Origin of the sequence: Sorangium sp. So ce381 (genome assembly GCF_051473845.1) — a bacterium.
GTDB lineage: Bacteria > Myxococcota_A > Polyangia > Polyangiales > Polyangiaceae > Sorangium > Sorangium atrum.
This window is the reverse complement of the sequence record NZ_CP150336.1, coordinates 7546327-7558265: the sequence shown is the minus strand read 5'-3', so window position 1 is coordinate 7558265 and position 11939 is coordinate 7546327. Positions and strand designations below refer to the sequence as shown.

Sequence of the window (11939 nt, the reverse complement as noted above, 5' to 3'; positions counted from 1 at the left end):
CCTCCCCGGGTCGTTGCGCCGCTCCGTCATCGTGGGCGACAATGGCGCGGGCTCCGACGCCCGCGCCCATGTCCTACCTCGTCGTCCGTGAACCCGGCCAGGTGTCGTACACGCTCCCGCTCCGGGAAGGCCTTCGCCTCGGCCGGAGCGAGCAGAACGACGTCGTGCTCGACGATCACCAGGTCTCGCGCTTCCACGCCCGGTTCACCCGATCGGAGCAGGGCTGGCTCGTCGAGGACCTCGGGTCGACGCACGGCACGCTGGTCAACACCGTCAGGATCACGACCCACCTCCTCAGCGCTGGCGACCGCATCCAGGCGGGCAACACCCTGCTCGCGTTCCGCGAGGACGGGGAGCCGGAGATGGTCCACCAGCAGGCCACGGCGGCCTTCGCGCCCCTGCGCCACGACAGCGACCGCCGCCTCGAGCTCGTCTACGAGCTGAGCCGCGCCGCCTTCGGCCTCGCGGACCGCGACGAGCTGCTCGGCAGGATGCTCCAGGCCATCCTCGACGCGCTCGGCTGCGAGCGCGCCCTGGTCGGCCTCGCAGAGCCGGGCGCGCGGGGCTTCCGCCGCGTCGCGCGGACGCGCGCGGGCGGCCCGGGGGCCGACGACATCGCCGTGAGCCGCACGCTCCTCGAGGCGGTCACGGTGCGGCGCGAGGGCGTCATCTTCCACAACACAGGCGAGCGCGGCGCCCCGAAGACCCTCGTGCGGGAGGGGATCCTGACGGCGATGGCGGTCCCGCTCCAGGCGGGCTCGCTCCTCCTCGGCTTCCTCTACGTCGACGCGCGGCAGCGGCCGGCGCTCTTCACGCCGCAGGACCTCGATTTTCTCCTGGCGCTCGGGCACCTGGCCGCGGCGGCGCTCGAGAGCGCGCAGCGCTACCGGCAGATGGAAGCGCTCGCCGAGGCGCTCGGGCCAGGCGGCCCGGCCAGCGAGCTGATCGGCGCGAGCGAGCCGATGCGACGGCTGAAGCTCGAGATCCAGAAGTACGGCGCGTCCACCGCCCACGTGCTCGTCCAGGGCGAGAGCGGGACGGGGAAGGAGCTCGTCGCGCGCACGCTCCACAGCGTGTCCCCGCGCGCGGCGGGCCCGTTCGTGGCGCTGAACTGCGCCGCGATGCCGGAGTCGATGGTCGAGAGCGAGCTCTTCGGCCACGAGAAGGGCGCGTTCACGGGCGCCGTCGCGAAGAAGCGGGGCAAGTTCGTGCTGGCCGACGGCGGGACGCTGTTCCTCGACGAGATCGGCGATCTCGGCCTCGCCGCGCAGGCGAAGGTCCTCCGCGCGCTCCAGGAGGGGGAGATCCACCCGCTGGGCGCCGAGAGGCCGGTGCACGTCAGCGTGCGGGTCGTATCGGCCACGCACAAGGACCTCGCCGAGGAGATCGCCAACAAGCGGTTCCGCGAGGACCTCTACTACCGGCTCAACGTGGTGGAGCTGTCGGTGCCCCCGCTGCGCGAGCGCGGCGACGACATCGAGCTCCTGGCGCGGGCGCTGCTCCGGGCGGCGGCGTCGAGCATGGGCAAGCGGGAGATGGAGTTCACGCCGGCCGCCCTGGCGGCCTTGAAGGCGTACAGCTGGCCGGGCAACGTCCGGGAGCTCCGCAACGAGATGGAGCGGGCGGCCATCGACGCCGAGCTCCCGATCGTGGATCTGCACAACCTGAGCTCGCGGATCCGCAAGGGCCCCCGGGAGGCGCCGGTGGGGCGCGAAGGCATGTCCCTCGCCGAGCAGTTCGCGGCGCTCGATTCGACGGAGCGGCGGCTCATCGAGGAGGCGCTCAAGGCGGCGCGCGGCAACCTGTCCGAGGCGGCGCGGCTGCTCGGGATCACCCGGATCATGATCAAGCGGCGCATCGACCGGTTCGGGCTGGGCTCCCGCGACGAGTGAGGGAAAGCGGCGCGCCGACGGAGGCGCCCTCGCTCCGCTCCGAAGACGCGATCGCAGGTGTGCCGCCGGCAGGGACACGCCGTCAAACCCGAGCGAGGGCGCTCGCGTTCGTCACGGGCCGGTCCGGGGGATGGGTCTGCGGCGCAAGCAACTCGTGGTACGCGCTGTGCAAGGTCATGCAAGGCGAGAAGGAGAGCTCGCCGCGCAGGCCCGCGAGAAGGGAGAGCGCCCGCGGCCCCGAGCCAGCGGGCGGTGCTCACGACGAGATGCCGACGCCAGGAGACATGGTTCCGCGCGGCCTTTCTGCGGGTCCGGGCGGACCTCCGGCGAACGAGGGTGAACAGCAGAGGAGCTGACACGATGGAACGGTCACCGGACATGCACAGATACGAAGACCCCCTGGAGCTCTCCTGCGCGCGGTGCGGGCCGGTAACGGTGCCCGTGACGGCGATCATCGACTTCGAGCACGCGGCCCATCGAGACGAGCTGGTGGCGGCGATCTGCAGCGGGACGATCCACCAGGTGGCGTGTCCAGGGTGTGGATCGGCGCTGTCGGCGGATGCGCCCTTGCTGCTTCATGTCCCGGGGGAGCAATCGATGCTCTTCTTCTCTCCGGCACAGGAGACGAACGCCGAGCGGGATCAAGCGGTCGTGAGGGCTCTGGTTGCCCGGTGGTGGACGCAACGACAGCCATGGGGCTCGGACCGCCCGCCCATGCTGGTTCCGGTTCTTCGGGAGCACCTGCCCGGGGTGTTCGCAGAGGGCGCGCTGGAGAAGTTGCAACAACTCCAACGCGATCCGGCTGCGCACGGAAATCCGCTCCTGCGGATCGCGTGGCGCTTCATGAAAGCACTCTCCTGGGAGGAAGCTTACCTCGTCGTCCGCCAGCATCCGGAGCTGCTGAAGCTCGCCGGTGAAGAGGGCGAAGGCGCGCGCGCGGCAATGCTCGGCACCGCGCAAGCGCTCAAGAGCACGGCTGACACGAGCGCGATCGAGGAGGGACTGGCGCTGCTGCACCGATGCGAACAGGTGGGCATCGAGGGAGCGTTCGCCGAGAAGCTCCGCTGCGCGGCGGAGGAGCTGGAGCGCCTCGCTGCGGGCTCGTCCGAGCCGCTCCCCGATGTCCTGGAGGAATCCGAGAGCGCCGAGCGACGCTATCGCGAGACCGGTGATCTGGAGGCCCTGGACAGGGCGGCAGCCCTCTGGGAAGAGGCGCTCTTCCGCCCTGCTTCGGGAGCCCAGGCCGCGGGGCGCTCGGAGAGGCACCTCCGAGCGCACCTGCGGCTCGCCGCGCTGGAAGGAGCGGCCGGGTTGTTCCTGCAGAGACACCAAGCGCGCGGCGCCCTGTCCGATCTGGACAGGGCCACCGCGCTGTGGAGCCAGGCGCTGGACGAGGCGCCGGTCAACACCCCGGAGCGGCTGCGGTGTCTCTCCAACCTGGGTACGGCCTACCGGATGCGGTTCGAGCGCACGGCGCGGATGGACCATCTGGAGCAAGCGATCTCCCTGTCGCGGCAGGCCCTCGACGCCGGCTCGTCCGGCTCTCCAGCCCTGGCAGACGTCCTCGTCGGCCTGGCCACCTGCATCCGAAAGCGGTTCGAGCGCACAGGGCAGTCCGAGGATCTGGACGAGTCCTTCGTCCTTTACCGTCGAGCCTTCGAGGAAGCCCCGGCGGGCTCTCCGGGGCGACGCAACGCCACCATCGGCCTGGGAAACGCGTTGCTCCTTCGGTACAGGCGCGATGGACGCGCCGGGCGGATGGAAGACATCGAGGAGGCCATCGTACTGCACCGCCAGGCCCTCGACGCCACGCCGGCGGGCTCCTCGGACTTGCCGATGAACCTCAAGAACCTGGGCGAGGCTCTTCGGATGCGCTTCGAGCGCACGGGCCGGATGAAGGATCTCGACGAGTCGATCGCGCTCGACCGCCGGATCGTCGCCGCCATTCCACCCGACTCCCCCTCCAGACCGAGGCTGCTCTCGCTTCTGGGGGCCAGCCTGAGCCAGCGGCACCAGCGCATGGGCCGACTGGAGGACCTGGAGGAGGCCATCTCGGTGTTCCGGGGAGCCATCGACGCCGGATCGCCCGAGCTCCCCAACTGGCCGCTGTGGCTCAACGGGCTCGGCACGGTCCTTCGAACCAGGTCCGAGCACACCGGCCGCAAGGAGGACCTGGAGGAGGCCATCGCCACCTTCCGCCGGGCCCGCGCCGCCATCGCACCAGACGCTCCGGACCGGCGGGTCATCCTCAACAACCTCGGAGCTGCCCTTCGCAAACGGTATGAGCGCTCCACGGAGCTGAAGGACTTGCAAGAGGCGATCGCGCTCTTTCGTTACAACCTCGATGCGGCGGCTCCTGGCTCCAGCGATCTGCCGCTGATCCTCAGCACCCTGGGCAACGCCCTGGGCACGCGGTACCTGGAGATGCGGCAGATGGGCGACTTGCAGGAGGCGATCGCCGTCTACCGCCGGGCTCTGGACGCCCTTCCCGCGAGCTCTCCGGACAGGCCGATATACCTGAAGAACCTGGCCCTCTGGCTCGAACGGCGGTACGAGAGCACGGAGCAGATCGACGATCTGGCGGAGGCGAACGCGACCCATCGCGAGGCGGCGAGGCTGAAGCGTGAGCTCGACGCGGAGGCGGGCGTGGCTCAGGGGCTCATGTTGCCGATCCAGGTCGCGTGCCCGCGGTGTGGGCCGGTGACCGTGAAGACCTGGGTGATCCTCGATCTGGAGGGCATCGAGCGACGGCCCGAGCTCCTGGGCGCGATCCGGAGCGGCACGATCCAGCAGGTTGTTTGCCATCGATGCGGGGCGGAGCTCGGTGTGGCCGACATGCCGCTGCTGCTCGTCTGTCCTGGGCCGGAGCGTACGCTCGTCTTTTCGCCCGCGCAGAATACCACAGACGAGCAGGACCAGGAGCATGCGGCGCACCTCGTTGAAGAGTGGCGCAAGCTCCTCGGCGAGTCCGGCGACGACGTGAGCCCGAGGGCAGTCCTCATTCCGAGGGAGCTTCTCCCTGCGGTGGTGGACGAGGGCGTGGAGACCGCGCAGGCGCGGTTCGCTGCGGCCATGGCCGAGCCGGAGCATCCCGTCATGACCGCGCTCGTGCAGCTCGTTTCGGCGAGGACAGTGGACGAGCTGTATCTCGTCCTCCACGAGCATCTGGAGCTCATCGGTGGACGGGCTGAACCCGCGCTGCTGGGGATGATGCAGAGAGCGAGCGCGGCCGGTGATGAAGTGACCGCACGGAGGTACGAGGAGCACGCGGCGTTTCTCCGCCGCTGCCGCGAGCTCGGCGTGCAGAATGCATACGACGAATTCCGGGCGAGCTTCGCCGTGGTCGTCGAGGCCGAGCAGTTCCCTCGATCGATCCAGGCTGGCGTCCGCGAAGCAGAGTACCACGAGGAGCGCTACCTCCGCAGCAAGCAGACGCAGGCGCTGGACGCCGCGATCGCGTGCAGGGAGCGTGTGCTCTCCGATCCCGGCCTGGATCTGGCTGCCTCCCTGGTGAAGGCCGACCAATCGAGCCACGCCGCACGCCTGCTTCGTCAGCGATACGAGGCGCGCGGTGAGCTCTCCGACCTGGAGCGCGCCATCACGCTGGGGAGGCAGGCTCTGGAGATGTTGCCGTCGAGCTATCAGGATAGGCCTGCCTACCTCGCGAACCTGGGCGCCTGCCTTCAGCTTCGTTACGACATGACGGCCAGGTCGGAGGATCTGGAGGAGGCCATCGCGCTCGAGCGGCAGGCCGTCGATGCCGGCTACCCTGCCTCCCCAGCACGGACTGCGCTCCTCCGGGCTGGCCTCGGTGGCGGCCTCCTCAAGCGGTACGAGCGTACCGGCCAGATGGAGGATCTGGAGGATGCCGTCGGCATTTGCCGCGCGGCCCTGGATCTCGACCCGACGAGTCCCTGGGTGGTCAACGCGCTGGGCAGAGCTCTTCACGCGCGATACCACCGGATGGGGAAGCCGGAGGATCTGGACGAGCTGATCGCGATTTGCCGTCAGGCCCGGGATCCCGTCGCCCCGGATCGACCGGCTTGTCTCCAGGAGCTCGGCATCGGCCTGCTCACGCGGTACGAGAAGATGAGGAACGTGGAGGACCTTGACGAAGCGATCGCGGTCCATCAGCGGGATCTGCACACCATACCAGCAGATTCACCGAGATCGAGGCGGATTGTCTCGCTGACCAGCATGGCCGACGCCCTTCGGACGCGGTACCAGCGCACGGCGAGGGTCGACGATCTACAGGATGCCATTGCGCTCCTGCGCCTGGCCGTGAATGCGAGCCCACACCAACATGAATGCGCTGACCATCTGGGCCTGGCCCTCGTGGATCGCTATCGGTGTACCGGCGCGCTGGACGACCTTCAGGAGGGCATCGCGCTCTTGCGCCGGGCCGTGGACGCCGCCGCACCGGCCTCTCCGAAGCCGCAGACGCTCAACAGCCTGAGCGTCGCCCTCGTGTACCTGTACCAACACACGCGTGAGATGGGGGGTTGCAGGACGCCATCGCGCTCTTGCGTCAGGCCGTGGAGGCCACGCCCTCGGAGTCGCCGGATCGACGGATGTTGCTCAGCAACCTGGGAGCATGGCTGATCGAGCGGCACCACCGGACGGGGAGCCTGGACGACCTGCGCGACGCCACGGCCGCCTGCCGCCTGGCAGTGGGCAGCGCGGATACGGGTTCGCCAGGCTGGGCGCGCTCGCTCATCCGGCTGGGTAGCAGCCTGGACTGCTGGTACGGACAGACGAGGAGGTTGGAAGACCTGGAGGAGGCGGTCTCGGTCTACCGCAAAGCCGTGGATGTATTCCAGCCCGCGAACCCTTCTATGCATTCCCCGGATCAAGACGGCTTGTTCGCGAGCCTCTACGGCCTGGCCGGCGACCTCCACGAACGCTTCGTGCGCACAGGGAGCAGGGAGGACCTGAGTGAGGCCGCGGCCGCTTCCCGCCAGGCGCTGGAGCTGGGTCGCGCGCGCTCTCCGGGCTTTGCTCTGGGGAGCGCCGAGCTGCTCGGGCTGTGCTCGCTCAAGCGATCGGCCTGGCGAGAAGCGGCGAGCGCCTACGCAGAAGCCATGGCGATCGTGGACACGCTGTGTGAAGCGCAGCTGCTGCGCTCGGACAAGCAGAGCTATCTGCGCTCGGCGCCGGCGCTCTATGCAGGAGCCGCCTACAGCCTGGCGCGCATGGGCGATTTCCAGGGCGCGGTGCTCGCCCTGGAGACGGGTCGCGCGCGCGTGCTCACCGAGATGCTCGACCGCAGCCGGACCGACCTCGAAGCGGTCGAGGAGCGAGCGCCCGAGCTCGCTCACCGCTACAGGCAGATGCTGGCCCAGCTCCGCCAGCTGGAAGCGGTGGCGGCAAACGGGGTGGTGGCGCATCCACTGGGGGAATCCGAGCACGGCCGGAGCGTGCGCGAGCAGGTCCGCGTGGCCCGCGCCGATCTGCGCGGGGTGATGGAGGCGATCCGATCGATCCCCGGCAACGAGTCCTTCCTCGCGCATCCTTCTGCTGCGTCGCTCGCGGCCGCGCTCGAGCCGGGCGTGCCGGTCGTCTATCTCGCGGCGACGGACGTGGGCGGCATCGCGCTGGTCGTATCCAGCGCGTCCGGTGCCATGGAAGTGACGCCGCTCTGGCTGGATTCGATGACCACGGACGAGGTGAATCGAATCGTCCAAGGAGCCCAGGGCCAGCTCCCACCGGAGAGCTGGCTCGGCGCCTATCGGGAGCAGCTGCTGCGCCCGGACGATCGGGAGGCGCGCGCTCGCTGGCACGAGAGCATCACGCGAACGACACGCACCTTGTGGGATCTGGCCATGGGGCCCGTCGTCGCCCTGCTCACGGAGCGTTTCTCGGGGAGCGCGAGGGCGGCGCTCATCCCGAACGGGCTCCTCTCGCTGCTGCCGCTGCACGCCGCCTGGACCGGCGAGGCCGGCGATCCGCCGCGCTGCGCCCTCGACGAGGTGTCGTTCAGCTACGCGCCGTCGATCCGCGCGCTGGCGCATGCGCGCGACGTCGCGGGGGCGTGCGGGCAGACGAGGCTGCTCGTGGTGGACGATCCGAGGCCGACCTCGGCGGTCCCGCTGCAGAACAGCCGCCATGAGGTCGAGGCCGCCGCTGCGCAGTTCGCCGTCGAGGACGTGACCCGGATGGTGGGCGAGGAGTGCCGCCGCGACGAGGTGCTGGCGGCGATCGCGCGAGCGCACGTTTGCCACTTCTCATGCCACGGAATGAACAACTGGAACGAACCCCTCCAGAGCGGGCTGCTGATGGCGAACGACGAGGTGCTCACCGTCGAGGCGCTGTTCGCGCTGCCGGGCCAGCGGGCGCGCCTCGCCGTCCTGTCGGCGTGCGAGACCGGGATCGTGGGTACGGGCGTGCCCAACGAGGTGGTCGCGCTGCCTTCGGCGTTCCTGCAGGCCGGGTTCGCGGGTGTGGTCGCGTCGTTGTGGCCCGTCTACGACATCAGCGCGTCGCTCCTGATGGGGCGTTTTTACGAGCTGTGGCGAAGCGAGCGCCTCGCCCCCGCCGTCGCGCTGCGGAGAGCGCAGATCTGGCTGCGCGACCTGACCAACCGCGAGCTCGCGGCGTACCTGGAGCGGCTCGTGCCCGAGCTCGCGCCGAGGATGTCGCGGGAGACCGCGGAGGCGCTGCACCTCCGCGCGCTGCTGCAGGACCCGGAGACCCTCTCGTTCGCCGACCCCGTGCACTGGGCTGCCTTCTACGTCACGGGAATATGAAACGAGAGCATTGCGGGCCTCGACGGAGGTAAAATGCTGCCATGAGCGTCGAACCCACACGCCGCGAGCTTCCCGAGCCAGGTGACCACGTGGCGCACTACGAGATCCTCCGCGAGCTGGGGCGCGGTGGCATGGGCGCCGTGTTCCTGGCCCGCGACACCAAGCTGGATCGTCTGGTCGCGATCAAGCTCATGCTGCAGACCCGGCCCGATTTCGTCCGCCGTTTCATGATCGAGGCCCGCGCCATGGCGCGCTGCCGCCACGAGAACATCGCCGTGGTCCACGCGGCGGATGAGCACCATGGGAATCCCTACATGGTGCTGGAGTACCACAAGGGGCAGACGCTGCGGGCGTGGATGCAGGAGCGGACCCTGCCGCTGCGGCCCGATCAGGCCATGACGATGATCTTGCCGGTGACGCGAGCTCTCGAGTACGCCCATGGCCGCGGGATCATCCACCGCGATCTCAAACCCGAGAACATCATGGTCACCGAGTCGGGGACGGTAAAACTCCTCGATTTCGGCATCGCGAAGCTCTTGGCCGATGAATACGGGACGACCGAGCAGGCCCAGGCGGACGCCTCCGAGCTCTCGGCGGAGACGCAGCCGGTGCACATCATGGGCAGTGCGCCCTACATGTCCCCCGAGCAGTGGGGGGCCGATGCGATCGACCATCGCAGCGACCTGTGGGCGGTCGGCATCATGCTGTTTGAGCTGGTGGTCGGCCGGCACCCGCTCGCGCCGCTCAGCCCGGCCGCGCTGGGCATGGTGCGCGCGCCGCACGTACCCATGCCGAGCGCACGCGCCGCCAATCCGAGCCTCGGCGCTCTCGCAGACATCATCGACCTCTGCCTGCGCAAGCGCAAGCTCGACCGCATTCCGACCGCTCGTGACCTCTCGTCTCGACTCGAGCAGCTCGGGATACGCGACTGCGCCACGATCGACCGGCCCGACGCCGCGATCACCGCAGCCGCAGGAGAGAGCGCGGACGCTTTCGGTCGCAGGACCAGCGTTGTCGCGGGCGAGCTGGAGTTCGCGAGCGTCGGCCTGGCGCGGGGCGCGGCCCCGTGGAAGGTGGTACCCGACCGGCCGGACACGTCGCCGTTCCAGAGGCGTTGCTGTCTCCACCTCCAGCTGGAGGGGACCGCCACGGAGGCCGACCTGGCTTTCGACGTGACCGTGCTCAACCTGGCGAGCCGTCCGGTAACGCTGACTCACGTCGGCATCGAGATCGTCGAGGTTCTACCGAGCTTCGAGCGGATATCGGAGGTCCTTCTGCGTTCGAGCACGCGAGGCATCCCAGCGGCGAGCAAGGTGACGAAGCAGGATGTGTACGTTGTCGAGGGGCAGCAGATATTCAATGTGCTCAGGACCCACGTCGTGAAAGCGCTGAGACAGTCGACCGTGCGCGGGGGCACGACCGTGAAGGACGTGGGCGGCGCCATCGATGGCGCCGCCGCTCCGAACAAGCACGACGTGGGGATCGTCACGATCGGGGAGACGGTGTGGTGCCAGCTGGACGACCCGGTCTACCTTGAATCCGGCGCGCCCTACCGGTTTGGCATGACTGTTGACGATGTCCGGCAACATCTGCCGAAGGACCTGATCGTCCGCCTCGCGACCCGCACGCAGCTCGGCATCTACCATTCAAACCCGATCGAGGCGTGCATGCCTTGCTGAGGCGACGGCACCGCCGTTCGTCCTCGTGAGCCCGGCGGTCACTGGAGGCTCGGCGGCGTCCACGTCATCCACCGGCCGAGGTCGGCCTTCGCCCCGTCACTCTCGAGCAGGTTGGTGTCGTCGGTGCCGCCCCCGACGAGGAACTTCTTCACGTACGCCTCGAGGATCGCCCTCTGCTGCGCGGGGAACTGGCAGTGCTCATGGCCGCCGAGCTGCGAGTAGGCCATCCTGTCGGGCACGCCGAGCCCCTCCCAGATCGCGTGGGCGATGGACCCGGCCGTGAAGGTGCTGTCGATGCCGAGCCAATCGATGCGATTGTCGATGACGAGCAGCGCGCGCGGGGCGACGAGGCCCATGACCATGTGATGATCGAACGGGAGGGTCGTCACCTTGTTGCCGAAGTTCGAGCCGAAGCTCTCACGGAACCACGGCTGCTCACCGGCCGCGCTGGACAGGGTCTGCACGTTCTCCCCAGCGTCCTTCCCTGCCTGTGACACGCGCCAGCTCGCCGAGCCTCCGGCGCCCGACTCCTGCGGGATCGTCAGCACGATGCGCTCGTCGAACGCTCCTGCGGTGAGGGCACCCTTTCCATCCCGCGAACAACCCGTCACGGCGATGCGCTTCGGATCGATGTTGGCCGCCGGGGTCTTCTCCAGCGCGTCGATGATCCGGCTGATACCCCAGGCCCACGCGATCATCGAGCTGGCCGGGTGGTCCTTGCCGTAGAGGTCGTAGAAGATCCCCGTCCCACGCGTGCCGCCGCCGCCCTGGGCGCCCATGTCGTTGTTGTTGAAGACGGCCGTCGCGACGCCGTTCTGGCTGAACACGCTCGCGTCCAGGGTCACGCCGCCAAAGCCGTAGAGGCTGATGAGCAGTGGAATCGGAGCGGAAGGCGCCCCGGCAGGCCGGTTGATGTCGATGGAGAAGGAGACGCTCTTCGAGCCCTCGTTGACGCCGACCGTCAGCTTGTTCCCCGAGAACTCCCCCGTCACGTCATCCTTGGACACCGCGGGCTTCGGTCCGGACTCGTACTCCTCGACCTGCGCCTTGATCTCCGCGCGCCGACATGCCCATTCCGACTTCTTCGTGATGCGCGATCCATCCAGCATCGTGAACGGATCGTGATGAGTCTCGTAGACAGGGAGAGACGCCGCGTCAGGCAACGTCGGCTCGGGGCAGCTCGCGCCGCTGTCTTCGACGCCGCCTGGGCCGCCCGGGCCGGTGGATCCACTGCCACCCCCTCCCGAGACCGATGAGCTGCCGGAAGAGCCAGCTCCTCCGCTGTTGTCCCCGCCGCTCGACGTCGTTGTGCTCGATGTCGTGGTGTCGGAGGGGTCATCACCGCAGCCGGGGATCGACAGGAACAGCAGAGTCAGAAGAATTTTTCGCATTGTCCTCGATGCCCGAAAGTTGGTTTGGTTCGCGACGGCTCGAATCGCTCAGCGGAGCAGCGCCGAGAGCGTGTCCGGCCGCTCCTGCGCAGGCGTGGTTCGGTTCGCGCGAAGAGCGCATTGGGTCGCGTGGCGCTGTCCGCTGTACGTCGATGTCCATGTGAACGCTCACAATATCATGCCACTCTCACGCAATAATTGCTGTATCACAAGAGAAGTCGAAATTCTACT

5 protein-coding genes are annotated in these 11939 nt (G+C 68.8%); 4 read left to right on the top strand and 1 reads right to left on the bottom strand.

The annotated features are described in order from the left end of the window. The first annotated feature begins 68 nt into the window (after window positions 1–68). The 4 genes from WMF29_RS28065 (at window position 69) to WMF29_RS28050 (ending at window position 10317) form a co-directional block, all read left to right on the top strand. Window positions 69–1892: a sigma 54-interacting transcriptional regulator gene (locus WMF29_RS28065; protein ID WP_437323210.1), complete on the top strand. Its 1824-nt coding sequence runs from the start codon at window positions 69–71 to the stop codon at window positions 1890–1892. Window positions 1893–2270: 378 nt separating this feature from the next. Beyond that, window positions 2271–6494, top strand: coding sequence for a CpXC domain-containing protein (locus WMF29_RS28060; protein ID WP_437323209.1), 4224 nt, complete (start codon window positions 2271–2273; stop codon window positions 6492–6494). Further along, the gene (locus tag WMF29_RS28055; RefSeq protein ID WP_437323208.1) at window positions 6464–8638 is read left to right on the top strand and encodes a CHAT domain-containing protein; all 2175 of its coding nucleotides are present in this window, start codon (window positions 6464–6466) and stop codon (window positions 8636–8638) included. Before WMF29_RS28060 ends, WMF29_RS28055 begins: the two co-directional genes overlap by 31 nt. Window positions 8639–8679: 41 nt before the next feature. Further along, window positions 8680–10317, top strand: a complete 1638-nt coding sequence (locus WMF29_RS28050; protein WP_437323207.1) for a serine/threonine-protein kinase — start codon at window positions 8680–8682, stop codon at window positions 10315–10317. A 38-nt stretch (window positions 10318–10355) separates the two neighbouring features. On the opposite strand, the gene WMF29_RS28045 is transcribed toward WMF29_RS28050, so the two are convergent. Continuing rightward, entirely contained in the window at window positions 10356–11708 is a 1353-nt protein-coding gene (locus WMF29_RS28045; protein ID WP_437323206.1) for a glucuronyl esterase domain-containing protein, read from the bottom strand. Window positions 11709–11939 lie beyond the last annotated feature (231 nt).